This is a genomic window from Methanoregula sp. (assembly GCF_028679125.1).
Lineage (GTDB): Archaea > Halobacteriota > Methanomicrobia > Methanomicrobiales > Methanospirillaceae > Methanoregula.
Map to the genome: position 1 here is coordinate 23,530 of NZ_JAJRCG010000001.1, position 25,917 is coordinate 49,446.

The window sequence follows — 25,917 nt, forward strand, 5'->3', positions numbered from 1 at the left end:
CTTGACAACAGTGTCCCGGAATCATCCATTTTGCGGCAAAACACGCTTGAAAATTATCCTTGAAATATCTCCGTGGTTTACAGGAATAGTGCACCACAGAGAGTGCGCCTGCCAAGGTGGCGGAGTGGCCACGCGGCTGACTGCAGATCAGCTACATCCCGGTTCAAATCCGGGCCTTGGCTTTTGAAAAAGAACTATCAACATACACCCGGAAGGGAGTCATTTTTGGAGGCACAGATGGATCACGGCCTGACTGCGGAAACAAAAGCTCTCCTGATCAATATCGGCAGTGCAGAGATTGATCCATCGCTGCTTCCGCCACACTTCAGGACAACCGCAACCGCGGGTCCAGGAGCCGGGGGATCATCATTCTTTATCCGGTCCGGCGATCATCGCGTACGTCTTTCGATCAAACCGGATTCAATGCTGAAAGTGATCCCGTGGAACGAGTGTGTTGCGGTCCAGAAAGAGGGCCATATCATCGCGTACGGCCAGCTCGAACTGCCGCTGTGCCATTGCCCGGAGCAGGCGTATATCACGGTGAGCGAGCGTTGCACATTTGACTGCAAATTCTGCCCGGTACCCCGCCTGCATGGCAGGGTGAAGACGATTGAGGAGATCACATCCCTCGTTGAAGCAGCACAGAACCAGGGGAATGTCCGTGCCATTTCCCTGACGAGCGGGGTGGCAGAATCCCCGGAGAAGGAGGCGGAATACCTGGTCCGCATTGTCCGGCACCTTGCTTCCCGGTTCGATGTGCCGATCGGTGTCTCGATCTATCCCACGAAAACCTCTTCGCAGGATCTTCGTGCCGCTGGTGCCAGTGAGATCAAATACAATGTGGAGACCATGGACAAGGAGATCTTCCAGCGCGTCTGTCCGGGACTCTCGCTGGATGCGATCCTTGTGTCCCTTGAGGAGGCCGTCGGGATCTATGGAAAAAATCACGTGTCATCCAATTTCATTCTTGGGCTTGGTGAGACGGATGCCTGTGTGGAAGAAGGGGTAGAAACGCTCGCGTCCATGGGTGTGATCCCCAACCTGCGCCCGATCTCGCCACACCCGCTCCGGAAAGGGGAGATCGTGGTGGAACGCCCGTCAGCATACCGGCTCCTGATCCTGGCCCGGATCAACAAAGCGGCCATCGAGCGCCACGGGCTTGATGTGCGGGCTGTAAAGACCATGTGCCTGCCCTGTACCGGTTGTGACCTGACCCCGCAGCGGGATCTCTGAAGAATTTTCCCTGTCCCTTTGACATGGGTATCCGCTTTTTGTAAGCAAGGTCCGGTCACTGTTTTTCCAACAGGTCTCACTAAAAAATTCCTTTTTAACCCCGGCCCGGCACGTTGTACCCATGCGACCCCCCCTCAACCAAAATGCCTGCACGATCCCCATCTTATGACGTGAAATGAACCATTTTTTTGGCAAAATCCGGAACGGGCAAGGGGGGGTCGCGTGGGTACAGTTTTTATTTTTTGGCCCGAACTGCAAGGCCGGCACCGGATAATTATGACGGAGAACTCCGATATCCTCACGGATCCGCAGGGAAGGTTTGTACCCATGCGACCCCCCCTTTCATCCCAACAAATCCGGCGCGTGGACTCAGGCAACCTCCCGGGCCCCTTGCGCATCAGAATGTTATTTTTCCTCGCGGATCATGGCAATGGCTTTCTTCGGGCACTCATGTGCGCAGATACCACAACCCTTGCAGTACGCGAGATCGATGATACGATCACGGCTGATAACGGCATCCGGGCAATAGAGCGAGCATATCCCGCACCGGTTGCACTTCTCGTTGTCAACGACCGGCACAAAGACCCTCCAGGAGCCGGTCAGGCCGGCAGAACCCTCGACCGGCCTGCTCATGGCAGCCTGGTCGTGTTTTTGGATCCCGGTCATGCACCCGCCTCCGCATATGCAGCCTCGGCAGCCCGGATATTGCGTTCATCCGCGAACATGCCCCGGATCGCGGATTTAGCCGAATCTGCCGAGATGATGCCGGTTTTCGCAAGTGCCCCGATTACCGGGGTATTGAGGATCGGGCTGCCGGCAACCACGAGATTTTCCCGAAGGGCAATACCGGTGAGATCGACATTGTTTGTAATATACCCGGCAAACTCTTTTTTATGGGTGCTGTTGATGAGGATCCGCCCTCCTGTCTTAAGGCCGTGCACTACATCGACGGTCAGCATGACACTCTTGTCAAGGACAATGATCATATCCGGGCTCCGGATCTGGCTGTAGATCCTGATGGGGCGATCATCGATCCGGACAAAGGAGACGACCGGAGCCCCCCGGCGTTCAGCGCCATAGAACGGGCAGGCTGTTGCATAGTTCCCGTCATGGAGCGCTGCCATGGCAAGGAGCCGGGCTGCGGTAACGCCACCCTGTCCTCCCCGGGAGTGAATGCGAATCTCATACATGATCGTTCACCCCGAACCAGGACTCCCCGCCGATCCGCCGGTTTCGTATGAAGCCGGCAATATCGTCATAGGTTACTTCCTGCCCGCCAAGGCCGGCAATCACGCTGTAGACCTTCACCAGGTTCTTTGACCGGATAGAGTGCGCAAGCACGCCTCCGAAACCGAACGAGTAGTCGCGGTCGATCACGACCACTTCCTTTCCCGCCAGGTCGAGTTCCGGGAACGGGCGGAACCAGCGCAGGCGCAGCGATCCCGCTTTAATACCCTCATCCCGCAGGATATCGATAGCGACTTCCGCCTCTTTTCCCAGCGTGCCCAGCGAGACGACAACCACATCCGCATCGCTGCACCGGTATTCTTCGGTCAGGCCGTACGTACGGCCAAACCGCTTTGCGAACTCCGATTGGGTCTCTTCAATCACGCTCACGGATTCACGCATCGAGTGTGCGAGTTCCCACCGGAACCGGAAATAATCGCCTGGTCCCGTAATCGTTCCATATCCCTTTGGATTTTTGGGATCGACACTATCCGGCAGGTGAATTGGCGGGATGAAATCCCCGGGTTCGATCGTATCAACGGGTTGCATGATGTGGGAGAGGGTGAATCCGTCCAGGTTTACCATCACCGGTAACAGTACCTTGTTATGTTCGGCTATCCGGAATGCCATGAAGATGGTATCGTAAGCCTCCTGGACCGTTGAGACAAAGACCTGGAGCCAGCCGGTATCGCGTTCCTGCATTGCATCGGTATGTTCCGCCCAGATATTCCAGCCGGGAGCCAGTGTCCGGTTCACGTTTGCCATCACGATGGGAAGGCGGGCCCCTGCTGCCCAGTTGGTCATCTCGTGCATGTAGAGAAGGCCCTGGGAACTGGTTGCAGTGAATGTCCGGCCGCCGGCGGTGCTTGCCCCGATGCAGGCCGCCATCGCGGAATGCTCGCTTTCAACCGCTATGTACTGGCTGGCCAGCTGGCCGCTTGATACGTACTCCGCAAGGGTCTCCACGATCTCGGTCTGCGGGGTAATCGGATAGGCGGCAACCACATCGGGTTTTGCATCCCGGACTGCTTCGGCAATTGCCTTGTTGCCGGTCACGATCTTTTTCATGGCCGGTCCTCCTCTTCCCTAAACCTGTGGAACGTTTCCCGGATCTGTTCTTTGAGCTGCTCCACGGTTGTTCCATCAATACCCTTAAACCGGCCCTGTACCGAAAGGTACTCTTCAAGCGGAACCGGTTTTTTCATCGCCGCTTTTGTGGGGGCACTTATCGCCAGGTTTCCGTGCTCGCGCTCCCAGAGCGCCCACATCCCGGACTTCACTGCAAGCCTGCCGACTTCGATGGTTTTTTCAGATGAATATCGCCACCCGGGCGGACAGGGTGAGAGTACGTGGATAAATGTCGGGCCGCGGAACGTGAGAGCCTTCCGGACTTTCCGGAACAGGTCCTGGGGATACGAAGCGCACGCGGTTGCCTGGTAGGGAGGGTTGTGGGCGGCGATGATCGCATCGATGTCTTTCTTTACCTCGGCTTTCCCGGCAGGGGTCGTGGTGGTCTTTGCACCCAGCGGTGTTGCGCCGGATCTCTGCATGCCGGTATTGCCATACGCCTCGTTGTCGTAGCAGATGTACAGGAAATCAGTTCGCCGTTCAAAAGCCCCGGACAGTGCCTGCAGGCCGATATCGAGGGTTCCCCCGTCGCCGGCATAGACAATCACCTTTGTCGTTCTGCCGGTTGCGAGAAACATCCTGCTGATGCCCGATGCACATGCGGCTGCTGCACCAAAGGCGATGTTGACCACGGGCACCGTGAATGCGGTTTTCGGGTAGATGCCCTGGAAGGCTGCCGTGCACCCGGCGGGCATGACCAGCACGATATCCGGACCCGCGGCCTTGAGCACGTATCGCAGGGTAAGCGAGTCCCCGCACCCGGCACATGCCGAGGTGCATTTCAGGATATATTCATCATCCGGAATTTCAGTGATGGTATCCATCTCCATTCGGGACGAAACGTGTACCAACGAACGGGATGGCCGGTTGCGAGATGATCCCTGTCATATCAGATGTGGTTGCCCTGACATGATATAATCCAGAAGATTGGAGTGATTTTTGCCGACAGATTATTGTATAAATAATCCCTGGACAAAGAACAGTATAACAAGGTCACAATGGTGAACCCTGTGCCAATGTGGCGGAGTGGTTACGCGGCTGATTGCAGATCAGCTCAATCCCGGTTCGATTCCGGGCGTTGGCTTTTCCCTTCGTTTCTCGTGTTTTTACCTCCTTAAGGAGGATCAGGATCCGGTTTGTCAGGATCCAGGACAGCGACCTGCCGATCGCACGGCAGATCTATGATTATCACTCGCTCCATTCAACCGCGACATTCCGCCAGGAACCGGTTCCGCCGGAAGAATTCCGGCAATCCCTCGACACAACCTCTTCAAGATACCCTTCGTTTCTCATCAGGGAAGACGCGGATAGTATGGGGTATTGTGGTCTCAACCGGTACCATTATCGTAATGCCTGTGACCGGAGTGCGAAAGTCACCGTGTACCTGAAACCGGAATATACCGGGAAGGCCATCGGGAAGATTGCGCTCGGTTATCTGGAAGCGCAGGCACGACAATCCGGTATTCGTGTCCTCATTGCGATTATTACCGGTGAAAATGTCGTAAGCAGGAAGTAGTCTGAGAGCCAGGTGTATGTCCGGTGCGGGCAGATCAGGAACGCTGGTGAGTTGTCCGAACGGCTCATGGATGTGGTTTTTTACCAGAAAGAACTGTGAGCGATTCGCCCCCATGGGTGAGATTTCCGACAGAATGCAGCAATAATTGTCCGGATTGCGGCATTGATATAATAATGCGCCATAAAATGGGTGTTCACACCAGTGAACAAGAAATACCGTATGGCACAAAAGCACAAGAACCTTGCAGCCTTCACCGCAATCATCGGGGTACTGACACTGATACTGTCGGTATCCGCATTAGCGGAGAAAGCGCATGGCGACCACCTGCCGGAACGAAACGGGCGGGGCACCTGCGAGGCGGTCATCCCGCTGGGTGTCCCTGTGGGAATCCTCATCCTCGTATCTGCCGTTTCAGGTTTCGTCAGAAGACAGAACCGATACCAGAATAGCACCGGCAATGCAGCAGGCATTGCCCAATCAGGCTGTATGACAACGGCCGATCCGCTCCCGATGGAATGGCCGATGCGATTGTCGTACTTCCCCCTGCCGGCACATTCCTGACCGGTAGTGCGGCAAGTACGCCTGTTTTACAAAGGAGTGCTCTCCATCTCTCATGATGGACAGTGATTCAGCCTGGGATACAGCATCCTCATGAACCATTCCCGGTACATGGGGGTGCACCTCCTTTTGTTATACCATCAGAACGGGTGCCGGTGTGTTATCCAGTCCGTATCATTACCTGCGCGGATTTTTCCCGCGCGTGCAATATATCCATGAATCATACAAATATCATGGAAAAATTGCCTGTTCCGACGGAGACCAGGATCAGGAAAATCCTGCCGATGACCGAATCTATAAATATTCACAATTGTTATTTAGTATAGTCAGATTCACAATCGTGAATCGCATGCCAGTGTGGCGGAGTGGTCACGCGGCTGATTGCAGATCAGCTACATCCCGGTTCGATTCCGGGCGCTGGCTTTCAGAGGAAAGTACATATATCCTGACTGAAATGGGAGAATTACCATGAGTATCAGAATCCAGAAGACATTCGAAGCACTCTTCACGCTCGAAGAGATCCGGGGACTCTTCCGGGAGTCGTTACCCACCGGCTTCGATCCCGCGGAGGAGGCAGCATTCCGGCAGAAGATTGCTGATGTGCGGGCAATCCTTGCGGACCTCGAAGCGGGCACCGGCACACCGAAGGTGACAAAGATCGCCGGTTCCATCGACCTGCGGACCCGGGAAGAGGAGGCCATCAACATCCAGCCGATCCAGGCAGCAGGAAGGCTGACAACCGAGGCGAGGAAGGCCCTCATCTCCTATGGTGACGGGTACTCAACGTGCGACGCCTGCCGGAAACCGTTCCGGCTCGACAAGATCTCGAAGCCCGGCATCGCGGAGTTCCATGCTGATCTCGCAAAGTTCGTGAACATGGACCATGCCCGGGTTGTCCCAGGGGCACGCCGCGGGTTCCAGGCAGTCACCGGAACGCTCGTCAACAAGGGCGACTCCGTGATCGTCTCTGCTCTCGCCCACTACACCGAGTTCCTGTCCGTGGAAAATGCAGGCGGGGTTGTCAGGGAAGTGCCGCTCAACGACAAGAACATCGTTACCGGCGAAGCAACGGCAACGAAGATCGAGGAGGTCAAGGCAGAGACCGGAAAACTCCCCGTGCTCGTGATGATCGACCACTACGATTACCAGTTCGCCAACGAGCACGAGATCAAGGAGATCGGGAAGGTCGCCCACCAGTACGACATCCCGTTCCTCTACAACGGGGCCTACACGGTCGGCGTGATGCCGGTCGACGGCAAGGCAATCGGGGCTGACTTCGTTGTCGGCTCCGGACACAAGAGTATGGCATCGGTCGCGCCGTCCGGGGTACTTGCGATGACCGATGAATGGTTACCAAAAGCCCTCCGCACCACGTCGATGGTCGGAGATCTCACCAAACGTAAATTCGGTATCAAGGAAGTCGAGATGCTCGGCTGCACGCTGATGGGCGGGACGCTGCTGTCCATGATGGCATCGTTCCCCACGGTCAAAGCCCGGACCCTGAAGTGGGAGGATGAAGTGAAGAGATCCAATTACTTCATCGGCCGGCTCCTGAAGATCAACGGCAGCAACGTGCTGTCCGAGTACCCGAGGAAACACACGCTCACGAAAGTCGACACCACGGGAAGCTTCGACACGATCGCCCAGACGCACAAGCGCCGCGGGTTCTACCTCAGTGACGAACTCTCGTCCCGGGGGATCGTCGGCGAATTCGCCGGTGCAACCCGGACCTGGAAACTGAACACCTACGGCCTCTCGGACAAGAAAGTCCGCTATCTTGCGGATGCCTTTACCGAGGTTGCAGAAAAATACGAACTGAAGGTTTCCCCATGAGCGCACCTGGTAACCGGGATTACGATAATTACCATCTCTCGGATGATACGAATCATGACCCGAAATGTCTTCGGTTTCCTTGTAAGGGCGAATCCCTTTGCACGTAACCCTGTAAAAACCGCTGAACAAAAAACAGAATTTAAAACCAACGAGGAATCAATCATGACTGACAAGAAATTCCACCTGGGAACCACCTCCCTCCATGCAGGGCAGGTACCCGACCCGACCACCGGGTCAAGAACTGTACCGCTTTACCAGACCTCATCGTACGTGTTCAAGAACACGGAGCACGCGGCCAACCTCTTCGGCCTCCGCGAGTTGGGGAACATCTATACCCGGCTCATGAACCCGACCACGGACGTCTTCGAGAAGCGGGTCGCCGCAATCGAGGGCGGTACCGGCGCCATCGCCACCGCATCGGGAGCGGCCGCCATCACGTACGCGATCCTGAACATCACCCGTCCCGGTGACGAGATCGTATCTGCGGACAACCTGTACGGGGGCACGTACGAGTTCTTCCACTACACTCTCCCGAAGTTCGGGCGGCATGTCGTGTTCGTGGACTCCACAAATCCCGAGGCGTTCAGGAAAGCGATCACGCCAAAGACCCGTGCGCTCTATGCGGAGACCGTCGGAAACCCGAAACTGGACACCCCCGACTTCGAAGCGATCGCAAAGATCGCCCACGACAACGGCATTCCGGTCATCGTCGACAACACCACCGGTGTCGGCCTCGTCCGCCCGATCGACTATGGTGTCGATATCGTGGTTCATTCTGCAACCAAGTACATCGGCGGCCACGGAAACTCCATTGGCGGCGTTATCGTTGATTCCGGCAAGTTCGCCTGGAACAACGGCAAGTTCCCCGAGTTCACCGAACCCGACCCGGGCTACCACGGCCTGAAGTACTGGGACACGTTCGGGAACTTCCCGGGACTCGGGAATGTCGCGTTCGTCTTCAAGATCCGTGTCTCACTCATGAGAGATACCGGCGCCGTTATCAGCCCGTTCAATTCCTGGCTCTTCCTCATCGGCCTCGAGACCCTCCACCTGCGGGTTCCCCGCCACTCGGAGAATGCCCTGGCGGTAGCACAGTTCCTCAAAGGGCACCCGAAGGTAGCGTGGGTGAACTATCCCGGTCTTCCCGAGCACCAGAGCCACAACCTCACTAAGAAATACCTCCACGGTGGCTTTGGGCCACTCGTAGGTGTCGGCATCAAGGGCGGGGAAGTGGCATCCAGGAAGTTCATCGACAGCCTCAAGCTCTTCAGCAACCTCGCGAACATCGGTGACTCCAAGAGCCTGGTCATCCACCCGGCATCCACGACCCACCAGCAACTCACTGTTGAAGAACAGGCAAAGACCGGTGTGACCCCGGATGGTGTCCGTCTCTCTGTCGGGACCGAGGATATCGAGGATATCATCGCTGACCTGAAGCAGGCCCTGGACGCGACACCGTGAAGAATTCGGAACCTGCCGATATCCTCATGTTCATTGAGGATATTCAGGATATAATAGCAGAACTCTCCCAGATCCGTAAAGGCGCTTGTCGATGATCAAAGGATCCGCTGGAATTACAGAAACACAATATTATCGCCATCCCTCCCCGCTCGTACTGGAAAGCGGGGAGTCCCTCCCTTCTATCACTCTTGCTTTCGAGACCTATGGCCGGCTCAACCGCGAGAAGAGCAATGCCATTCTTGTCTGCCACGCCCTCTCCGGCGACGCCCATGTGGCAGGATTCCACGAGGGCGATGACAAACCCGGCTGGTGGGATGCGGTCATCGGCCCCGGCAAGGCGCTGGATACCGACCGCTACTTCGTGATCTGCTCGAACGTGATCGGGGGATGCAAGGGCTCCACCGGCCCGGCGTCCACCAACCCGGCTACCGGGAAACCCTATGGGGCAAAGTTCCCGGTCATCACGATCCGCGACATGGTGAACGCCCAGAAACTGCTCATCGACCACCTGAGTATCAGCCAGCTCTATGCGGTTGTTGGCGGATCCATGGGCGGCATGCAGGTGCTGCAGTGGTCAGTCGATTTCCCCGACCTCATGAAGAAGGTCGTGGTGATAGCGGCAACCGGCTATTCGACCCCCCAGCAGATCGCGTTCAACGAGGTCGGCAGGAAGGCGATCATCTCCGACCCCGACTGGAACAGTGGCGATTACTATGGGAAGGAGCTCCCGATCCACGGTCTCGCGCTCGCCCGGATGGTGGGACATATCACCTACCTCTCGAACGAGTCCATGCACGAGAAGTTCGGCAGGGCATTGCAGGGAAAGGACAGGATCGGGTTTGACTTCTCCACCGATTTCAAAGTAGAGAGTTACCTCCACCACCAGGGCGACACCTTCACCAAACGGTTCGATGCGAACTCCTACCTGTACATCACCAAGGCGATCGACTACTTCGACCTGACCCGTGATGGTTCGCTCACTACCGGACTCTCCGGTGTGAAAGCGGCATTCCTCGTCATCTCGGTCTCGTCCGACTGGCTCTACCCGCCCTACCAGTCGCAGGAGATCGTATCAGCCCTGACTGCGAACGAAGCAGAGATCCATTACTGCGAGATCCGTTCCAATTACGGCCACGATGCCTTCCTCCTCGAATCCGGCCAGCTGAACTATATTGTGGGGAAGTTCCTTTCCCATACCGTTGTCGGCGATGTTATGGTACGGGACGTCGAGACCATCGAGGAGGGAACGACCATTGCCGTGACCGCACGGAGGATGATCAAGGCCGGTGTCAATCACCTGCCGGTCCTCTCCACCGGGGGGCAGCTCGTGGGCATCGTCACCTCGTGGGACATAGCGAAGGCAGTGGCATCCAACTTCCTCTGGCTGGACGAGATCATGTCCCGGGATGTGGTCACGACCACGCCCGATGAGCCGATCGAGTCTGCGGCAAAGAAGATGGAGGAGCACCAGATCTCTGCCCTGCCGGTCATCGACGGGGAGCAGCACGTGACAGGTCTCATCACGGTGGATGCGATCAGCGTCCTTGTCGGGAGAGGTAACCCATGACACCATCCTCCCCGGTTCCCGCAAAAGCCCTGATCGTTCTCGGCTGTCCGGAAGTTCCATCGCAGCAGGCGCTTGCTCTCTTTATCGCATGGAATCTGCGGTTACAGGGAACATCAGTCCATGCTGCCGGTAACCCGGCGGTCCTGAACCTGCTGAAGGTATCAGACCCGGAAAAACGGTACCTCCCGGAGATGCAGGTTCTTGAAAAATGCATTGAAGAGATTGTGGAGAAGAAACGGGATGCCGATCTCTGCATTGTCTTTGCCCACAACGATGCCGGGATCTCGTATGCTGCAACCATGCGCCACCTCCTGCCGGCATCCCGGCTTGTAGTTATCATCTTCGGGAAGGAGCCGGAAGCACTGGCTGCACTGGTTGATTTTCCCTGCGAGACGATCGTCGAAAAAGCAGTGCACAATCCGATGCAGCTGAAACGGAAGATCAACGGGGTGTTCGGATGGGCTGCATAGAGAACCTGGCGTATGAGAAGATCCTGCCGCTCGGTGCTTCGTTCAAGGAGTGCCGGGAGTACGTGGAGAAGAATTTTCAAGAGTTCTGGTACGTTGATCCCGGCTACAAGCTCTTTGACGAATATATCATCGGGCTGCCCCCGATTGCGCTCGGTATCGATGACGCACGGGTGATCTTCCCGTACACCAAGCCCTGCCACGGGACGTATCTCCTCGCGGTGGAAGATGCGGATGAAGCCGCACGTGTCCGGAAAACCGCGCGAAAGAAGAAGTGAACGGAGATATGGCGATATGAAACAACAATGGCTTATACGATATTCGGAGATATTCCTCAAATCCGACCCGGTGCGGCGCCAGTGGGAGAATACCCTGATCGCCAATATCCTTGAAGTGATGCAGGGCGTCCATGTCCGGAACGAGCGGGGCCGTATCTGGCTGGACGGGGACGTGAAACCCGACCGGTTGAAGACCATCTTCGGGATCGTCTCGTTCTCGGAAGTCGAACACATAAAACTTGACGAGATCGAGACCGCCCTCCCCGACTACTGCCGCCGCCATGGGATCGATAAGGCAAAAACCTTTGCCATCAGGATGAAGCGGGTCGGGAAACACGAATTCACCTCGAATGACAAGGCAATCGAGTACGGCACTCTCCTGCGGAGTGAGTTCCCGCACCTCAAGGTGAACCTCGCAACGCCGGACAAGGAGATCCATATCGAGATCCGTGCAGACGAGGTCTATCTCTACGACAGCGTGATAAAAGGGGTCGGGGGGCTCCCGCTCGGGGTAGAAGGCACCCTTGTGGCACTGGTCTCGGGAGGCATCGACTCCCCGGTCGCCGCGTGGATGATGATGAAGCGGGGCTGCCGAATCCTGCCGGTCTTTGTTGCGCTGGACTCGTTCCTTGACGAGACCACGATCGCCCGGGCAGAGCGGGTGGTGGAGACCCTCGCCCGGTACCAGCCCGGTATCCGGCTGACCGTGATCAACGATGCCTATCTCGCTGCGGCAAAGAAGGAACTCCTCAGTAAACACCTTGAGAAATATACCTGCATCTTCTGCAAACGCCGGATGTACCGCGTGGCAACCGCGTTTGCCCATGCGTCCGGTGCAAAGGGTATTGTCACCGGCGAGTCGCTCGGGCAGGTGGCGAGCCAGACCCTTGACAACCTCGTTGTCCTCACCGATGCCGCGTCCGATATGCCGATCCACCGGCCGCTGATCGGGTTCGACAAGGAGGAGACGATACGCATTGCACGCGAGATTGGAACGTTCCCGGAGTCCATATCCCCGGCGTCCGGCTGCAAGGCAGTACCCTCAGGGCCATCCACCCGGGCAAAGCTCGAAACAATCCATGAGATCGAAGAGGATCTCGAAGCAACAAAGATGCCGCTGCCGGTCTGATCTGCGTCCCTCACGTCTCTTTTATCCTGAATGGGAACGTGGAGACCCGTGACAACGCTTTTTCGTGCCCCGGTTTACCGATAACGATCCCGGTATTTACCAAAAAAGAGGGACTCTTCATTCCCCGGTTGCATTGACCGGGAAGAAGAGTATTGTCTGGTTCTCCGGGGAATGCGGAACCTTGAAGAAATCAACCGGGAGGCGGGCGCTGTCGATGAAGAGCATGGCCCGGCCAAAGTGTTCGGCAACACCCGGGTCGGCAAACCCCTCGTATGCCTTCAGCCCCTCGCCCTGGTAATCCGGAACAACGCTTGCGGTATATACGAGCGTGGCATTCTTCCGGTCGTACCGGGGATCGGAGAGCGTGACGATCACGGTGTCATTTGCCGGCGGTTCATCCGGGAGCATGAGCGCGGCATTCGGGTTATTTCCCTCATTCCACATCGAGCCTTCTTCAAAGAGTCCGGTATCGACTGCCCCGGAGACCCGTGCCGGCCGGTCGGAGAAGTATACCGTATCTGCCCGTGTCCCCTGCAGCGTGAGGGTCAGCGTACCGTTCTTTCCTTTCACCAGCGAACCCTGTTGTGCTTCCTGCACAAAGAGGAAACTGATAAAATCGGATGTGGGTGCGACCTGCGTCTCCGCTGCGATTGCCGGCAGTGCCGTGGAATTCCCGCCCGCATTGGCCTGCCCATCCTGCGGCCGGAAAATGCAGTATACCCCGGTGATACTGCCCAGGAGAAAGCCGATGACAAGGGCTGCTGCGATGATGAAGATCGTGTTGCGCTCTATAGAAAATCCCCCATGTGACTACCGGAACCACTTGTCCGGGAAATGCAATAAATGAGTAGTATGTATCCGGCAGCGCCAGCTGTCCTGAACATGAACGGGTATCCTGTATTCACCGATTAACGGCTCATAAGAACTCTCTAAAAGTATAAACAGGGGCCAGAACAACATTTTGGAGCTGACCCCCCATGGATGTCGTTCCCGTCCTCGTCTCGATCCTCACCCTCTTTCTCATGATCGGGGCAGGCTTCCTTGCCCGGAAGCGGGGGCATCTGAAGGAACCGGTGGTCCATACAATCTCGCATATCCTTGTCAATATCGCGCTGCCGGCACTCACGATCAGCAGCATGCAGGTTGCGCACAGCGAGCACTCGTTTGATCTTGTCAGTACCACGCTCTTCATAGCATGTGCCTATTATCTCGGGGCATTCATCATCAGCATCCTTGTCTGCCGTTTCCTGTTCGCAACTCCGACGGAGAAGGGCGTCTTCCAGTTCATGCTGGTCTTCCCCAACGTGGGTTTCATGGGAATCCCGATCTCGGAAGCGATCCTCGGGCCGGATGCCCTCATCTATGTCATCCTCTTCAACCTGCCTTTCAACCTGCTGGTCTTCACCATGGGCATCTGGCTCCTTGCCCACGAGCGGCGGGGAAGCCTCGACCCGCTCCTGCTGCTCACGCCCGGCTTTGTCGCCTCGCTCGTGGGCCTGGCCCTCTTCCTTACCGGGTATGACATCCCGTTCCCGGTAGATGCGGCGCTTCACTGGATTGGGATGGCAACCACGCCGCTGGCCATGATCGTTGTCGGTGCCCTGCTCGCGACCCTGCCGTTCTCCCGGCTTGCCGGTGACTGGCGGATCCTCGTGATCACGGCACTGCGCCTGATCATCTTCCCGGTGCTGGCATACCTCCTGCTTGCCCCCATCCTCTCCGACCGGCTCCTCCTGGCAAGCACGGTGCTTCTCATTGCTATGCCGGTAGCTGCCAACACCGTGCTTCTCTCTGAAGAGTATGATGTGGATGCAACGCTTGCCTCCCAAGGTGTGTTCCTCTCAACCCTGCTCAGTTGTGCAACGATCCCGCTGATAGACTTCATTCTCTTCTGAACAGCGGAACGTTGGTGCGGGAGAGACGCCGTAGGATGATTTCCTGTGTATCCCGGTTCATCGGGAATAAAAAAGGGAGATTATTCAGTTATCGCTGCGCTGACTGCCGGTGTGGCACTGTCGTAAACCCGTGTCCAGAACCGGCCCTGGAATGCCATGAAGAGCGGGATAAGGACCAGGAGAAGCAGCACGAAGACTGCGATAACGCCAAGGATCGCAGGTACACTGAAACTCGTGATGGCAGCAATGCCGATGCCCAGGACCACAAAGACAAAGATCAGGACCATAATCGGCACCGCAACGATAATGGCGACAAGGAAGATCGCGATAACATAGTTGATCCACCCGATCTTTGCGATATGATCGCAGATTGCCCGGAAATTGAACGCCTCAGAAAAAGTTCCCATCCGTGCAAACCGGATCGAGACAACCGGGAGCACGAGGGCAACGGCGAACTCTATGATGTACATAAGCACGACAAGGACGAGGTTCGGTTGCCATGCAGCTATTGCAGCAGCGTCTGCCTTTCCGGAAATGACCTGGATCATCCAGGCACCATAGGTTGCAATCCAGACCAGCCAGATGGGAATCGAGTACACGAACGAAACAACTATCAGTTTCAGGCCGTCGATGAAAAGCGTTCCCCACTGGTCAACATCCGGCGCGGACTCTGCACCCCGGTAGATCCGCATCATATACCCGTTCAGCGGGATCGTGAGAAGGATGGTTGCAAGGACCAGCTTTATCCATCGTCCTGCGTTCCCAAGAACACCCTGCCGCATAAATGCGAAGGCGTCGCTTAACATCTCTGTATAATCCATGTGTTCACCAAAAATTGTATCCGGGGAATATTTCCCCGTTCGCGTATGCGCACATGTATATGAGATAGTGGGGAAAAAAATGTATCTGCCTCAGCCTGTTATCCGGGAAGAATAAATCCCCGGAATGCCCGATCCGCGGCAGATCCCTGCCCGGTCCGGGTCATCACGATCGCGAATGAAACGGTGCCATATCACTATGTTTATGTGGTGGGCACGATATGGTGTAACTACCGATATTCGTCGGGATGGATGGTGTTCATGAGTATGACATCTGGTGTGAAGATCCCAGTCAACTATACAGAAGCCGCAGAGAACCTGAAGAAACTCCTGAAACTCTCGGGTTCCCCGGTTGCATTCCGGTTTGCAACAAAGAAAGAGGAGATCCCTGAAGGTATGCAGAAACTCGACAAGACGATCCGCCACTGTACGATGATCGGACTTGCCAGGAAAGAAGGAAAGATCTTTTACTCCCTTTCTGATAACCACGAGTGCAACGGGGGTGCCTGGTCGCTGGGCCTGAGGGAGATCACCGAGACGCTGAAGAACGGCGACTTCTACTTCAAGCTCGGCAAGTTTGACAGTTCCGCAGCATGTAAGCGGACCATCGACCGGGTTGCCCATCTCAACCCCGGCGAGACCTATGCGACCCTGTATGCCCCGCTCGAAAAGGCCCCCTTCGACCCGCAGGTCGTGGTCATTGTCGCAAGCCCCTGGGCGATGCTCAAACTTTCCCAGAGCACCCTCTTCCGTGTCGGCGGGCGAATCAACGCGGAGTTCTCCGGCATCCAGTCCGTCTGCGCCGATGCCTGCGCCCAGACCTACCTCAACGGCAAGGTCAACTTCTCGCTCGGGTGCGACGGCTCACGGAAGTTCTCCGGCATCGAGGATGGCGAGATGGTCATGGGGATCCCTGCTGAGATCCTGCCGGAACTTATCGCGGCACTGAATGTTGTAGCGGCAGCACCAGGGTCCAAACCCGGGGCGAAATAACCTCCCTGAATCCTGCAGGGAGGTTCTCCCTTTTTTTATTGTGGTATCCGTTGCCGGCTGCACTGGTACTGGTCAGTCACCGCTGCCCGTATACTTGTGTGATCCCAAAGGCATAAAGTAAAAAGGCAGCCGGGAGATTTGCGAGGAAAATAGCGAGAAATAAAAATGAGCTTCCCTGTGAGTGGCGGGGAAAAAGATCCGGTCTCTGAATAAAAAGTTATATGAGTTTCATACCGGCAGTCGGTCCGGGTTTGCACTCGAAGACTTCCGTGATCTTCACGATGATGAGCGACCGTGCGGGGAGTTCCGGCCTCTTCCTGTTGACCGCTGCCTTCATCTCCTCGTATTCCGTGCCGCTGTTCTTGATCGATGTCACGCCCTTGATCTGGAAGCAGCCCTTGATCTCCGGGCCCCAGATGTAGATCGCAATCTTCGGGTTTGTCCGGAGGTTGGAGATGGTCTTGTTCATGAAATTATCCGTGATCCAGATCGTCTCGTCATTGTGGAGTTCGACCATCCCGAGAGGGATCACGTTCGGAGTCCCATCCTTGGATGCCGTGGCAACCGGGAAGATCTTCATCTTCGCGAAGGCTTCCTTCATGTCTGCATTCAGCTTCACCATGGTAACATCACCAATTCTCCCCATGGATTCCTTAACACCATATACTTTATGCAATAAAAGTGGCCGATAGTCAGGTTCACCCGCCTCGCCACAGGTTCATATAATGGAGGGAAGAACCGGTTGGTGGTTATCATGCACACAAATCCCATGGAAGTGTTCCAGCACGAAGCGCCCGAAGTTGCAGAAGCGTTCAACGGCCTGATCCAGTCGCTTGTCAAATCGAAGGGGCTCGACCCGAAGACCAAGCAGCTGATCTATATCGCGATGAAGGCATCGATGGGAGACCCAATGGCCGTGAAGGCCCATGTGCCGATGGCGAAGGCTGCGGGGGCGACAAAAGAGGAAGTCGTGGATGCCATCCTCATGACCCTCACCGTTTCCGGTATCCGAGGGGTTGTGACGTGTCTCCCCGATGCGATCCAGCAGTTTGAATAATCATTTTTTCTGATGGCAGGCATACGCCCTGCATCGCTTCTCTTATCTCCTGAAGCGTTCCATCTGTCAGTATGATGCGCGAACCGCCGGTCAAGAAGGTACTGTACTGGTGCGATGAGTGCAACGTGCCGCTGCTCGCGAAGAGCTGCGCGTGCGGCCGTGAAGGAAGGGTGATCGAACTCCTCCAGCCCTACGAGCTCCGCCCCGCCCTGTCTGCCGACCGGGCACTGATCCGGCGGCTCATCCAGGAGCGGTACGGCGATGTCCCCCTTGCGCAGATCCTCCTCCTGAACAAGACCGGGGGTGTCGACCGTGCGGATCTCGTGATCATGAACGGCGAGCGTTTCGGCTGGCTCACCTTCGACCCGGTCAACCGGAAGTTCGCGCTCGATATAACCCCCGAAGCCCTGCCGTTCATCGTCCGCCATGCAACAAAAGGGGTGGTGGACCTTGACACCCACACGAATGCCCGCAGCGAACAGGGGCGGATCGGCGGGAAACGGCTTCTTCTTACGCAACCCGTCCCTGACGGCACCGTGATCGTGAAATACAAGGCCCGGTACGGGACGGGTGCGGTAAAGGACGGGTCGATCAAGGTAAAGGAACTCATCGCGGTGGAACCCCGCACCCTTCCTGATCCCGGCTGGGATGTGGCAATCGAAAAGAACCGGTACCACCTGAAGAACCTGGAGCGGCATGCGATCCGGGCGATCAAGCACCACATGTCCGACCGGCCGACCGCAAACGTCTCGTTCTCCGGGGGAAAGGACAGCACGGTGGTGCTCCATCTTGCCCGGAAGGCCGGTGTCACGAAGGCCTTCTTCATCGACACCGGGCTTGAATTCCCTGAAACCATTGCGTTTGTCAAATCGCAGGGCGTCGAGATGTTCGGCGGTGCCGGGGATTTCTGGCAGGCCGTGGAGAAGGCAGGGCCGCCGGGCAAGGACAACCGCTGGTGCTGCAAGTTCCAGAAACTGCGTCCCCTCAAGCTCTTCCTGGCGCAGGAGGGCCCCTGCGTCACGATCCAGGGCAACCGGTGGTACGAGTCCTGGAACCGGGCGAGCCTCGACGAGACGAGCCAGAACCCCGACAACCCGCTCCAGCTCAATGTCTCGCCCATCAGGAACTGGCGGGCACTCGAAGTATTCCTCTATCTCTGGTGGCAGAAAGCCGCAATGAACCCGCTCTACGAGCAGGGCATCGAGCGGATCGGGTGCTACCTCTGCCCGGCAATGCTGGAGAGCGAGTACGAGCAGATTCGCATAACCCACCCGGAATATACCCGGCGCTGGGACGAATTCGTGGAGCGCTGGGCCCAGAAGAAAGGCCTGCCGGATGCCTATTGCCGCTGGGGACTCTGGCGTTGGAAGGCGCTGCCGAAGAAGATGCAGGAGATCTGCCGGGCAAAAGGGATTGCCGTTAACGAGGATTTCACGCTGAAGGCAACTCCCCCGGCAAAACCCCCGGCTGAAAAGAGCCATGAAACAGTTGATGATGCGGGAGGAAAAACCATGAAGACAGAAATGTTGGAACCGGCTGGCGAAAGGTTTGACGTGACGGGAATCCGGAAGGATTTCCCGCTCCTTGCTGAAGTTGTCTACTTCGACAATGCAGCAACGAGCCTCTCTCCCGAACCAGTCATCCAGTCGATGGTGGAGTTCGAGCGCAATTACCGTGCCAATGTCGGGCGGGGTGTCCACCGGCTCACCCAGATCGCATCCCAGCGCTACTGGCACGCCCACGAGAAGGTGGCAGGCTTCATTGGTGCAAAGGAGGGTCTCACGGTCTTCACGAAGAGCACCACGGAATCGATCAACATGGTGGCGCAGGGCTTCCCGTGGAAGACCGGCGACCGCGTGCTGACAACTATCCTCGAGCACCACTCCAACCTCCTGCCTTGGTACCACCTGAAGAACCGTGGCGTATCGGTCGATGTTGCCGGTATCCGCGATGATTATTCCTTTGATCTGGCCGCATTCGAATCCGCGATCACCGACCATACGCGCCTTGTCGCGGTCACCCATGCCTCCAATGTGCTGGGCGTGATCACTCCGGTGAGAGAGATCGCGAAGATCTGCCACGATCACGGCGCCCTCCTGCTGGTGGACATGGCCCAGACCGCTCCCCACCTGCCCGTTGATGTTGCAGCCCTTGGCTGCGATTTCTGTGCGTTCTCCGGCCACAAGATGCTCGGTCCCACCGGTACCGGGGTGCTCTGGATGAAGGAGCCGGTCATCGAGCCGCTCCTGCTGGGAGGGGGTGCTGTCGAATCTGTGAAGGGATCCGACTATGTCCTGTCAGAAGGATACCAGCGCTATGAAGCCGGGACCGGCAATATTGCCGGAGGAATCGGCCTTGGTGTTGCCGTGGATTACCTCGCCCGGATCGGGATGGACACGGTCCGCCGGCACGAACAGGCTCTCACCACCCGGATCATTGACGGGCTCCGGAAGAACCCCCGTGTAACCCTCTATGTCCCGGAGACTCCCGAGCGGCGGGTGGGCGTGGTCTCGTTTACTGTCGAGGGCCTGCACCCGCACGAGGTTGCCCAGCGCCTCGACGAGATGGCAGACATCATGGTCAGGTCCGGCCACCACTGCTGCATGCCGCTCATGGACCGGCTGGGACTGCCCGATGGGACGGTGCGTGCAAGTCTCGGGCTGTACAATACGCAGGACGAAGTGGATATCTTCCTTGCAACAATGGAAGAGATCACCCGGTAACATCGGTCTTGTGCTTCCTGATGTGGCTTACCGATTTATCACGATTTATTATGTAAGAATCCATAACTATTGATCACACAACCGGGCTACCTGCCCTGCTCTCGAGTGATCTTTCATGAAGAAACAACCGATCTCTGACCTGTTCTCCCGTGTCCGGGAGAAACGCCCGCTCGTCCACCATATCACGAATTACGTCACGGTCAATGACTGCGCCAACATCACGATCTGCGCCGGTGGTGCACCCGTGATGGCCGATGCGGCCGAGGAAGTCGCGGAAATGGCTGCCATTGCCAGCGCCCTGGTCCTCAATATCGGGACCCTCAACCGGGTCCAGATCGAGTCCATGATACTGGCCGGAACGATGGCAAACGACCGGAAGATCCCGGTGATTCTCGACCCGGTGGGTGTCGGCGCAACGCAGTACCGGACGAAGACCGCCCAGCGACTGCTGGATACCCTCGATATCGCGATCATCAAGGGGAATGCGGGCGAGATCGGGGTGCTTGCCGGGGCAGAAGCGGAAGTGCGGGGGGTTGACTCCCACGGGCTTGCCGGCAACCCCGTCACGATAGCACAGGACTTTGCCCAGGTGGCCGGCCTGACCGTTGTCGTCAGCGGGGCCACCGATATCATCACGGACGGGAAGACCACGAACCTTGTCGAGAATGGCCACCCGATGATGGGCAGTATCTCTGGCACCGGGTGCATGGCAGCATCCGTGACCGGCGTCTTTGCGGCAGAATCAAAGGACCGGGTTCAGGCAGCGACCGCCGCGTTCGCCGCATTCGGTATTGCCGGTGAACGTGCCGCTGCCTCTGCCCGGGGACCGTTCAGTTTCAAGACCGCGTTGTTTGACGAGATGGCTTCCCTCAAACCTGACGACCTTGCACGCGAAGCCCGTATCCGGACCGGATGAGTCCCGCCACTCCTATGGACCTGAGCCTGTACATTGTCACGGATGAGGTGCTCTCGGGAGGTCTCCCCCATTCCGTTATCGCACGGCGGGCAGTGGACGGGGGCGCAACGGCGATCCAGCTCCGGGACAAGACTCTCTCCTCCCGAGAACTTGTCCGGACAGGAAAAGAGATCTGTTCCATTACCCGGAGAGCGGGGATCACATTCATCGTGAACGACCGGCTGGATGTTGCGCTTGCCTGTGGGGCTGATGGCGTGCATCTCGGGCAGGGCGACCTGCGGTGCGACACGGCCCGCCAGCTTGCGCCGCCGGGATTTGTTATCGGTGTCTCGACAGGCACCCTGGAGGAGGCCGTGGAGGCCGAACATGCCGGGGCAGATTATGTCGCGGTCAGCCCGGTCTTCTCAACGGGTTCCAAGAGCAATGCCGGGCCAGGCCAGGGCCTTGCCCTTGTGACGAAGATCCGCTTCGCTGTCCGCATTCCTGTCATCGCCATTGGCGGGATCGGGCCAGGGAATGCCGGGCAGGTGATCGATGCAGGGGCAGATGGCATATCCGTGATCTCGGCGGTAGTCTCGCAGCCGGATATCGCGGCAGCAGCCCGGCGCCTTGCAGGGATCGTGGCAGTCCGGAAATCTGCCCGGGGAGATCGTTCATGAGCCCGGAGGGAAAACCACGCTTCGTAGTGCACGAACACTTTTCCAAACACCATCACTTCGACTTCCGACTTGAACATGACGGAGTGCTCGCAAGCTGGGCAGTACCGAAAGGACTTCCCAAAAAAGCAGGCGAACGAAGGCTCGCAATTGCGGTGGAGGATCACCGTCCTGACTATATCAGCTTTGAAGGGACGATCCCCGAAGGGGAATATGGTGCAGGGGAGGTGAAGATTGTCGATACCGGCACCTACGAACCGGTTGCCTGGAAAGAGGATAGTATCGAGGTGCGACTCACCGGTACACAGTTCATCGGCACGTATCACCTCATCCGGTTCAAAAAGGCCGGAGAAAAGGAATGGCTGGTATTTCGGTCAGATGACTGATCCCTGCATCCGGCAACAGACTGGTGCCTGATCAGGGTGCATGGGGTGGAATTCTTCCAGATGGTAATAACAACTTATAAGAAAGACCTAAAACCATGTTCAACCTGGTACATTGTGCAGGTCTGATCGCGACATGAGAACCATTTCACCACAAAATACGCTCTGGCTTTCGATCACGGGACTGCTCACCGTCGGGATTGTTCTTGTCTCTATCTATTCCCTGAAAAACAATTACTATGACATCTTCCCGTATTTCTATATCCTGCCCATCCTCCTGGTTGCGTACGTTTCTCCCCGGTATGCGGTTTATTTCACGGTAATCCTCGGGTGGATATTCCTCGGGCTTGTGTACCTGTACGGTCCGGCCAGTATCCAGCTGTATGCATCGAGCATGGCCTTTTTCTACATCTTCGTCTCGCTTGGCATCATTCTCTCGGCATTCTCCGGCCAGGCTTCCCAGGAGCGCAAATACCGCGAGATCTTTGAGACCTCGCAGGCCGGGTTTATCACGTTCGATCTTGAGACCCGGCGGATCCAGACCATCAACCGCCAGGGTGAAGAAATTCTCGGGTATGCTCCCGGGGAACTTGCAAGCCAGGACTTCGCTGAACTCTGGTTTGACATCCAGCATGAGATCAGTTTTGTAAAGAAGCTCCGGCTGGATGAGAAGATTACCGGGATGGAGATCGCCCTGCGGAAGAAGGATCGCACCGTGATCTGGGTACATGCTACAGCGGCTCTTACGAAAGAGGGTCTGATTGTCTGCTCGATCATGGACATCACTGAAGGCAAGCGCATGAAGGACGAACTCATCGAGTCCGAACTCCGTTACCGGACGCTCTTTGACGGTGCAAGCGACGCCATCATCCTCCACGATATTGACGGGAAGATCTATGAGTCCAATGTCATTGCGAGCCGGTATCTTGGCTATACCAAGAAGGAACTCATGAACATGACGCTGTTCGATCTCGCCGTCTCCCCGGATCGGATGTTCCCTTCGGATCAGGTAAAGGAGTTCACTGCCCGGGGGCACCTCCTGTTCGAGAGCGAGTTAAAGAAGAAGGAGGGAGGTACCCTGCCCGTTGAGATCAGCAGCCGGCTCACGGAATATTTCGGTATGCCCGCGGTGATGAGCACCATACGCGACACCTCTGAGCGAGTGAACTCGTAATTCCTTTCTCTGGATGGTGGAATATCTCATTCCAGCATTTACCCACACAGTAATTGCAGAGAATCTTGCCGTGGATGCGATGCCATAGTGTTACCCTTCCCCATATAATCCCGGCGTGTCACTTCCAACCCGCTGACACCGTATCTAAAAAAGATTAATGTCCGGCTGCAACTTTCTGGGATACGGTCACCGATGCATAGTTCACGACAGGCATGGACCGGTGGCGGATATGGGTAACGATCTCATCCCCCAGTGTGAGGACCGCCACCTTATGGGCGTTCTTGTCCTTGTGGATATGGACCGGGGAAATTTCCAGGGAATTGTAGCGTTCTGTTCTGATCTCTTCGCCGGTGGCGCACTCATAGTACTTCTTGATGTGGATCATCAGCATGTGCAGATGTAACAGTTCTTCTTTTTGCAGAGTATCACCTTCCCAGACTGATCCTTCCTTTATGGTACCCTAAATCTTACTGGTGAACTTTATTAGAGGAACAATGCGGCACGCGGGACCGCAGTTCCGGCTCACCATTGGAGATGATTGGATGCGCTTCCGGAAGGATCCTGCCACCCGGCAGGGGGAAAAGAAACGATCTAGACTCCGGGCTCCGGGAAATGAGAACGGCAGAGAATCCACGTTTAAGAGTATTACCCGGGTGGTGAGAATTGTTTTATGGTACTTATGCCGTCGGAGTGACGTGAAGTCCAGAGTTCAATGAACGCAAACTTGGTTTTCCTTAAAACAGATTTTTTCAAAAATGAATTGAACGTTACCTGCTTAAGCCGCCGGAGGGACTTGAACCCTCGACCTGCTGATTACGAATCAGCCGCTATACCGCTAAGCCACGGCGGCGTAATACCTCACAATATCGGCTTATGCAGTTATAAAATATGTGGCTGCGGGCTTACGAGTACCCGCTGAGCGCAGTTACATTCCCTTTATCCTGGTTCTCCTTGGGTGCGATCGTCCCGAACTTGGCCTCGTAGTCCGCAACGGTCTTGGTCAGTACTCCGAGAAGGTTCTTTGCGTGCGACGGGGTGATAGAGACGATAGCCTTGGCCCGCGCCTGGTTCACCTGCGGGAGCTGGTGGAGGAACATGAAGGTGAACTCATCATCCTTGTAGGCGATCTGGATCATGTTGCTGTATACGGGGTCAAGGGTGGGGGGGATATTGACCGAGATTTCCTGTGATGACATATTGAACAGGTACTCCCTGCTGGTATGAATAGGTTTCAGGGTTCAGGATTATGACCGCAATTCAATACCTTTAATCTGCTTGATCTCCCACCTTTTCCTGAGGAGCACCCTGGTGACGCCTGTGAAATATGTGACAATCTCTGAGCTGGTACGGGTGCATGCCTGCCCGGTCCGCTTTTTCTATGAGAAGAACGAACCCGTCACCGAGTCCCACCGGTATACAGTCTGCAAGCAGCTCTCCTACCATCTCGGGAAACCGCTTGATGCTGAAGCGATCTGGGATGAGATTACCGCAGTCCACCCGTTGGTTGACCCCGCGCACAAGGAGTTCCTGGGTATCTGTATCACCGCATGCAACAAGACCTCGTGGAAGCCTGCAGCCCAGACGGATGTGCGGGTCGCATCGGACAAATATGGCATGGCGGGCATGATCGATCGCGTCGATGCTGATGGTGCATTTTCCCTTGTCCGGGCATCGGGTGCGATGCCGTTTGGGACCTATGTGGCCGACAGGATCAGGATTGCAGCTATCGTGTTCTGCCTGGAGGAGATGACCGGCAGGGAGGTGACCGGCGGGACAGTGGAGTATATCCCGGATGGGGTTTCGCGGTATCACGAGGTTCAGCCCCGAGACCGCAGGCAGGTAATTGCCGCACTGCACAGACTCCGTGAGATCCGTGATGGAGCAATGCCCCAGCACCCCCTCAATGCGCCCTGCCACCGGTGCAAGTACCGGGAGAAATGCGAGAGCAGTGTCGGCAGGAGGCTCTCCGAGCTGCTCTGATCGGAGTTGCCAGCGCGATGATCCCCCCTCGTTTTTTCCTGATCTGATCCCGCTCTCCGGGTTAGTACGCGATAAAGAGCACGTTCGGGCAGATCCATCTTTCCTGCATGCGGGAATCCGTATCCCGGAATTTTTTGTACCCATGCGACCCCCCCAACCGAAAAAAACCCAGTTGCCCTGTTTCACGTCGTAAAAACAGGGAAAATTGTGATAAAATGCAAAAGAGGGTGGGGGGGTCGCATGGGTACAATATATTTTGCAGGCTGTGATCCCTTGCGGGACATTTTGTTCCCGTAATGTCCATGTCCCGTCAGAACAATGAGGAGTTGATCCCGAGATCAGGGATCTTTTTTCAGGGTTCATTGAGCTCCCGGAACCCCTTTTGTACCCGTGCGACCCCCCCTCTCCCCCGTATACGTACGCAGGGATGGGTGAGATTATCACTTTCACCCCGCCCAATCTCCTCCCTTTTATCCCTCCATCCGCAACCGTCATGATATCCAATCAAAAGGAAGTGACCCATGATGGCAGCAACACGTATCGAGACCGGAACGCCCGAAGGCAATGCACTGGGATTTTCTGAAGATCTCTTCTCAGGCTGGCTGGAGAGGGAGGCCGGCAACCGTCTCATCCTCCATTACATCATATCCCGGCACAAGAACGAGGGCAATACCCAGGCCCTGATCCGGCAATGGCTCATTGAAGGCTACGATGTCAGGGTTGTGATGCCCCGCCCCGTGATGCAGCACATCCTGAAAAAATTCCGGTTTGTCCCGGGAAGCGGAGTGTTCCCGGACCAGTACGCGGACCAGGTGGAGGTCTGGTATGGGCCGGAACACGCGTATGATCACGCACATGTCCCGTATCCGGATCACGCTGGTGCAACAACCTGATCCATGTTTAATTATCGGACTTCGTAAGCCCG

The 25,917-nt window shown here is 56.5% G+C and carries 28 protein-coding genes and 4 tRNA genes; 22 read left to right on the forward strand and 10 right to left on the reverse strand.

The genetic code is table 11. The annotated features are described in order from the left end of the window. The first annotated feature begins 110 nt into the window (after nucleotides 1–110). Together LUQ43_RS00135 and LUQ43_RS00140 are read left to right on the forward strand one after the other, a co-directional pair. Nucleotides 111–182: transfer RNA gene (locus tag LUQ43_RS00135), tRNA-Cys, on the forward strand. A gap of 43 nt (nucleotides 183–225) precedes the next feature. After that, nucleotides 226–1,233 carry a radical SAM protein gene (locus LUQ43_RS00140; RefSeq protein WP_299962542.1) on the forward strand — a complete coding sequence of 336 codons (1,008 nt, stop codon included), beginning with the start codon at nucleotides 226–228 and terminating at the stop codon, nucleotides 1,231–1,233. Between the two features lie 405 nt (nucleotides 1,234–1,638). Here LUQ43_RS00140 and LUQ43_RS00145 read toward each other — a convergent pair whose 3' ends face one another. Genes LUQ43_RS00145 through LUQ43_RS00160 form a run of 4 tightly spaced genes read right to left on the reverse strand, consistent with a single transcriptional unit; the run spans nucleotide 1,639 to nucleotide 4,412 of the window. Continuing rightward, complete coding sequence (locus LUQ43_RS00145; protein ID WP_299962544.1) at nucleotides 1,639–1,899, reverse strand: 4Fe-4S binding protein; 261 nt, start codon at nucleotides 1,897–1,899, stop codon at nucleotides 1,639–1,641. Then, on the reverse strand, nucleotides 1,896–2,423 hold the full coding sequence (locus LUQ43_RS00150) for a 2-oxoacid:acceptor oxidoreductase family protein (protein WP_299962546.1): 528 nt from the start codon (nucleotides 2,421–2,423) through the stop codon (nucleotides 1,896–1,898). Before LUQ43_RS00150 ends, LUQ43_RS00145 begins: the two co-directional genes overlap by 4 nt. Continuing rightward, the gene (locus LUQ43_RS00155) at nucleotides 2,416–3,528 is read right to left on the reverse strand and encodes a transketolase C-terminal domain-containing protein (RefSeq protein WP_299962548.1); all 1,113 of its coding nucleotides are present in this window, start codon (nucleotides 3,526–3,528) and stop codon (nucleotides 2,416–2,418) included. The genes LUQ43_RS00150 and LUQ43_RS00155 overlap by 8 nt, the downstream gene beginning before the upstream one ends. Next, entirely contained in the window at nucleotides 3,525–4,412 is an 888-nt protein-coding gene (locus LUQ43_RS00160; protein WP_299962550.1) for a thiamine pyrophosphate-dependent enzyme, read from the reverse strand. Before LUQ43_RS00160 ends, LUQ43_RS00155 begins: the two co-directional genes overlap by 4 nt. Before the next feature lie 188 nt (nucleotides 4,413–4,600). On the opposite strand from LUQ43_RS00160, the gene LUQ43_RS00165 reads away from it, so the two are divergent. The 10 genes from LUQ43_RS00165 (at nucleotide 4,601) to thiI (ending at nucleotide 12,397) form a co-directional block, all read left to right on the forward strand. Then, a tRNA-Cys gene (locus tag LUQ43_RS00165) sits at nucleotides 4,601–4,672 on the forward strand. After that, a complete protein-coding gene (locus LUQ43_RS00170) occupies nucleotides 4,667–5,104 on the forward strand; it encodes a GNAT family N-acetyltransferase (RefSeq protein ID WP_299962552.1) in 438 nt (145 codons plus the stop codon). The genes LUQ43_RS00165 and LUQ43_RS00170 overlap by 6 nt, the downstream gene beginning before the upstream one ends. Nucleotides 5,105–5,323: 219 nt before the next feature. Continuing rightward, complete coding sequence (locus tag LUQ43_RS00175) at nucleotides 5,324–5,665, forward strand: hypothetical protein (protein ID WP_299962554.1); 342 nt, start codon at nucleotides 5,324–5,326, stop codon at nucleotides 5,663–5,665. Nucleotides 5,666–6,013: 348 nt separating this feature from the next. Continuing rightward, nucleotides 6,014–6,085 (forward strand) — tRNA-Cys (locus tag LUQ43_RS00180). 45 nt (nucleotides 6,086–6,130) lie between these two features. Next, a complete protein-coding gene (gene pscS, locus LUQ43_RS00185) occupies nucleotides 6,131–7,495 on the forward strand; it encodes an O-phospho-L-seryl-tRNA:Cys-tRNA synthase (protein WP_299962556.1) in 1,365 nt (454 codons plus the stop codon). A 162-nt stretch (nucleotides 7,496–7,657) separates the two neighbouring features. Further along, nucleotides 7,658–8,956, forward strand: coding sequence for an O-acetylhomoserine aminocarboxypropyltransferase/cysteine synthase family protein (locus tag LUQ43_RS00190; protein WP_299962559.1), 1,299 nt, complete (start codon nucleotides 7,658–7,660; stop codon nucleotides 8,954–8,956). 91 nt (nucleotides 8,957–9,047) lie between these two features. Then, a complete protein-coding gene (locus tag LUQ43_RS00195) occupies nucleotides 9,048–10,523 on the forward strand; it encodes a homoserine O-acetyltransferase (RefSeq protein WP_299962561.1) in 1,476 nt (491 codons plus the stop codon). Continuing rightward, nucleotides 10,520–10,993: a DUF1890 domain-containing protein gene (locus LUQ43_RS00200; RefSeq protein ID WP_299962563.1), complete on the forward strand. Its 474-nt coding sequence runs from the start codon at nucleotides 10,520–10,522 to the stop codon at nucleotides 10,991–10,993. Before LUQ43_RS00195 ends, LUQ43_RS00200 begins: the two co-directional genes overlap by 4 nt. Continuing rightward, the gene (locus LUQ43_RS00205) at nucleotides 10,981–11,268 is read left to right on the forward strand and encodes a DUF1894 domain-containing protein (protein WP_299962565.1); all 288 of its coding nucleotides are present in this window, start codon (nucleotides 10,981–10,983) and stop codon (nucleotides 11,266–11,268) included. The genes LUQ43_RS00200 and LUQ43_RS00205 overlap by 13 nt, the downstream gene beginning before the upstream one ends. Nucleotides 11,269–11,284: 16 nt before the next feature. After that, nucleotides 11,285–12,397 (forward strand): tRNA uracil 4-sulfurtransferase ThiI, encoded by a 1,113-nt coding sequence (thiI, locus tag LUQ43_RS00210; protein ID WP_299962567.1) that lies wholly within the window; start codon nucleotides 11,285–11,287, stop codon nucleotides 12,395–12,397. Between the two features lie 117 nt (nucleotides 12,398–12,514). On the opposite strand, the gene LUQ43_RS00215 is transcribed toward thiI, so the two are convergent. Further along, the gene (locus LUQ43_RS00215; RefSeq protein ID WP_299962569.1) at nucleotides 12,515–12,994 is read right to left on the reverse strand and encodes a hypothetical protein; all 480 of its coding nucleotides are present in this window, start codon (nucleotides 12,992–12,994) and stop codon (nucleotides 12,515–12,517) included. A 380-nt stretch (nucleotides 12,995–13,374) separates the two neighbouring features. On the opposite strand from LUQ43_RS00215, the gene LUQ43_RS00220 reads away from it, so the two are divergent. Continuing rightward, entirely contained in the window at nucleotides 13,375–14,292 is a 918-nt protein-coding gene (locus LUQ43_RS00220) for an AEC family transporter (RefSeq protein ID WP_299962571.1), read from the forward strand. 80 nt (nucleotides 14,293–14,372) lie between these two features. Here the strand turns inward: LUQ43_RS00220 and LUQ43_RS00225 are convergent, their stop codons facing one another. Next, entirely contained in the window at nucleotides 14,373–15,113 is a 741-nt protein-coding gene (locus tag LUQ43_RS00225; protein ID WP_299962572.1) for a DUF4013 domain-containing protein, read from the reverse strand. Nucleotides 15,114–15,377: 264 nt separating this feature from the next. Between LUQ43_RS00225 and LUQ43_RS00230 the strand changes: the two genes are divergently transcribed. Then, a complete protein-coding gene (locus LUQ43_RS00230) occupies nucleotides 15,378–16,103 on the forward strand; it encodes a DUF169 domain-containing protein (RefSeq protein WP_299963120.1) in 726 nt (241 codons plus the stop codon). 217 nt (nucleotides 16,104–16,320) lie between these two features. Here LUQ43_RS00230 and LUQ43_RS00235 read toward each other — a convergent pair whose 3' ends face one another. After that, a complete protein-coding gene (locus LUQ43_RS00235) occupies nucleotides 16,321–16,725 on the reverse strand; it encodes a pyridoxamine 5'-phosphate oxidase family protein (RefSeq protein WP_299963122.1) in 405 nt (134 codons plus the stop codon). A gap of 132 nt (nucleotides 16,726–16,857) precedes the next feature. Here LUQ43_RS00235 and LUQ43_RS00240 point away from each other — a divergent pair, with 132 nt between their 5' ends. The 6 genes from LUQ43_RS00240 to LUQ43_RS00265 all read left to right on the forward strand — a co-directional run bounded on the left by LUQ43_RS00240 (nucleotide 16,858) and on the right by LUQ43_RS00265 (nucleotide 23,012). Further along, on the forward strand, nucleotides 16,858–17,160 hold the full coding sequence (locus LUQ43_RS00240) for a carboxymuconolactone decarboxylase family protein (protein ID WP_299962574.1): 303 nt from the start codon (nucleotides 16,858–16,860) through the stop codon (nucleotides 17,158–17,160). Between the two features lie 71 nt (nucleotides 17,161–17,231). Beyond that, nucleotides 17,232–19,883: an aminotransferase class V-fold PLP-dependent enzyme gene (locus LUQ43_RS00245; RefSeq protein ID WP_299962577.1), complete on the forward strand. Its 2,652-nt coding sequence runs from the start codon at nucleotides 17,232–17,234 to the stop codon at nucleotides 19,881–19,883. 115 nt (nucleotides 19,884–19,998) lie between these two features. Beyond that, nucleotides 19,999–20,799, forward strand: a complete 801-nt coding sequence (gene thiM / locus LUQ43_RS00250; RefSeq protein WP_299962579.1) for a hydroxyethylthiazole kinase — start codon at nucleotides 19,999–20,001, stop codon at nucleotides 20,797–20,799. A gap of 14 nt (nucleotides 20,800–20,813) precedes the next feature. Then, nucleotides 20,814–21,458 (forward strand): thiamine phosphate synthase, encoded by a 645-nt coding sequence (gene thiE / locus LUQ43_RS00255; protein WP_299962581.1) that lies wholly within the window; start codon nucleotides 20,814–20,816, stop codon nucleotides 21,456–21,458. Continuing rightward, nucleotides 21,455–21,841 (forward strand): DNA polymerase ligase N-terminal domain-containing protein, encoded by a 387-nt coding sequence (locus LUQ43_RS00260; RefSeq protein WP_299962583.1) that lies wholly within the window; start codon nucleotides 21,455–21,457, stop codon nucleotides 21,839–21,841. The genes thiE and LUQ43_RS00260 overlap by 4 nt, the downstream gene beginning before the upstream one ends. A gap of 133 nt (nucleotides 21,842–21,974) precedes the next feature. Next, nucleotides 21,975–23,012, forward strand: coding sequence for a PAS domain S-box protein (locus LUQ43_RS00265; protein ID WP_299962585.1), 1,038 nt, complete (start codon nucleotides 21,975–21,977; stop codon nucleotides 23,010–23,012). Between the two features lie 154 nt (nucleotides 23,013–23,166). On the opposite strand, the gene LUQ43_RS00270 is transcribed toward LUQ43_RS00265, so the two are convergent. From LUQ43_RS00270 to LUQ43_RS00280, 3 genes are all read right to left on the reverse strand, one after another. Further along, nucleotides 23,167–23,466 (reverse strand): UPF0058 family protein, encoded by a 300-nt coding sequence (locus LUQ43_RS00270; protein WP_363318469.1) that lies wholly within the window; start codon nucleotides 23,464–23,466, stop codon nucleotides 23,167–23,169. A gap of 324 nt (nucleotides 23,467–23,790) precedes the next feature. Beyond that, a tRNA-Thr gene (locus LUQ43_RS00275) sits at nucleotides 23,791–23,862 on the reverse strand. A gap of 52 nt (nucleotides 23,863–23,914) precedes the next feature. Continuing rightward, on the reverse strand, nucleotides 23,915–24,208 hold the full coding sequence (locus LUQ43_RS00280; RefSeq protein WP_299962587.1) for a DUF3467 domain-containing protein: 294 nt from the start codon (nucleotides 24,206–24,208) through the stop codon (nucleotides 23,915–23,917). Nucleotides 24,209–24,320: 112 nt separating this feature from the next. Here LUQ43_RS00280 and LUQ43_RS00285 point away from each other — a divergent pair, with 112 nt between their 5' ends. Both LUQ43_RS00285 and LUQ43_RS00290 read left to right on the forward strand, forming a co-directional pair. Then, on the forward strand, nucleotides 24,321–24,992 hold the full coding sequence (locus LUQ43_RS00285; RefSeq protein ID WP_299962589.1) for a Dna2/Cas4 domain-containing protein: 672 nt from the start codon (nucleotides 24,321–24,323) through the stop codon (nucleotides 24,990–24,992). A gap of 521 nt (nucleotides 24,993–25,513) precedes the next feature. Continuing rightward, nucleotides 25,514–25,885 (forward strand): hypothetical protein, encoded by a 372-nt coding sequence (locus LUQ43_RS00290; RefSeq protein WP_299962591.1) that lies wholly within the window; start codon nucleotides 25,514–25,516, stop codon nucleotides 25,883–25,885. The last annotated feature ends 32 nt before the right edge of the window (nucleotides 25,886–25,917 follow it).

Coding starts and splice junctions, on each gene's coding strand:
- LUQ43_RS00145 (WP_299962544.1), bottom strand. CDS start 1,899: ATGACCGGGATCCAAAAACACGACCAGGCTGCCATGAGCAGGCCGGTC.
- LUQ43_RS00150 (WP_299962546.1), bottom strand. CDS start 2,423: ATGTATGAGATTCGCATTCACTCCCGGGGAGGACAGGGTGGCGTTACC.
- LUQ43_RS00155 (WP_299962548.1), bottom strand. CDS start 3,528: ATGAAAAAGATCGTGACCGGCAACAAGGCAATTGCCGAAGCAGTCCGG.
- LUQ43_RS00160 (WP_299962550.1), bottom strand. CDS start 4,412: ATGGATACCATCACTGAAATTCCGGATGATGAATATATCCTGAAATGC.
- LUQ43_RS00175 (WP_299962554.1), top strand. CDS start 5,324: ATGGCACAAAAGCACAAGAACCTTGCAGCCTTCACCGCAATCATCGGG.
- pscS (WP_299962556.1), top strand. CDS start 6,131: ATGAGTATCAGAATCCAGAAGACATTCGAAGCACTCTTCACGCTCGAA.
- LUQ43_RS00190 (WP_299962559.1), top strand. CDS start 7,658: ATGACTGACAAGAAATTCCACCTGGGAACCACCTCCCTCCATGCAGGG.
- LUQ43_RS00195 (WP_299962561.1), top strand. CDS start 9,048: ATGATCAAAGGATCCGCTGGAATTACAGAAACACAATATTATCGCCAT.
- LUQ43_RS00200 (WP_299962563.1), top strand. CDS start 10,520: ATGACACCATCCTCCCCGGTTCCCGCAAAAGCCCTGATCGTTCTCGGC.
- LUQ43_RS00205 (WP_299962565.1), top strand. CDS start 10,981: ATGGGCTGCATAGAGAACCTGGCGTATGAGAAGATCCTGCCGCTCGGT.
- thiI (WP_299962567.1), top strand. CDS start 11,285: ATGAAACAACAATGGCTTATACGATATTCGGAGATATTCCTCAAATCC.
- LUQ43_RS00220 (WP_299962571.1), top strand. CDS start 13,375: ATGGATGTCGTTCCCGTCCTCGTCTCGATCCTCACCCTCTTTCTCATG.
- LUQ43_RS00225 (WP_299962572.1), bottom strand. CDS start 15,113: ATGGATTATACAGAGATGTTAAGCGACGCCTTCGCATTTATGCGGCAG.
- LUQ43_RS00230 (WP_299963120.1), top strand. CDS start 15,378: ATGACATCTGGTGTGAAGATCCCAGTCAACTATACAGAAGCCGCAGAG.
- LUQ43_RS00235 (WP_299963122.1), bottom strand. CDS start 16,725: ATGGTGAAGCTGAATGCAGACATGAAGGAAGCCTTCGCGAAGATGAAG.
- LUQ43_RS00240 (WP_299962574.1), top strand. CDS start 16,858: ATGCACACAAATCCCATGGAAGTGTTCCAGCACGAAGCGCCCGAAGTT.
- LUQ43_RS00245 (WP_299962577.1), top strand. CDS start 17,232: ATGATGCGCGAACCGCCGGTCAAGAAGGTACTGTACTGGTGCGATGAG.
- thiM (WP_299962579.1), top strand. CDS start 19,999: ATGAAGAAACAACCGATCTCTGACCTGTTCTCCCGTGTCCGGGAGAAA.
- thiE (WP_299962581.1), top strand. CDS start 20,814: ATGGACCTGAGCCTGTACATTGTCACGGATGAGGTGCTCTCGGGAGGT.
- LUQ43_RS00260 (WP_299962583.1), top strand. CDS start 21,455: ATGAGCCCGGAGGGAAAACCACGCTTCGTAGTGCACGAACACTTTTCC.
- LUQ43_RS00265 (WP_299962585.1), top strand. CDS start 21,975: ATGAGAACCATTTCACCACAAAATACGCTCTGGCTTTCGATCACGGGA.
- LUQ43_RS00280 (WP_299962587.1), bottom strand. CDS start 24,208: ATGTCATCACAGGAAATCTCGGTCAATATCCCCCCCACCCTTGACCCC.
- LUQ43_RS00290 (WP_299962591.1), top strand. CDS start 25,514: ATGATGGCAGCAACACGTATCGAGACCGGAACGCCCGAAGGCAATGCA.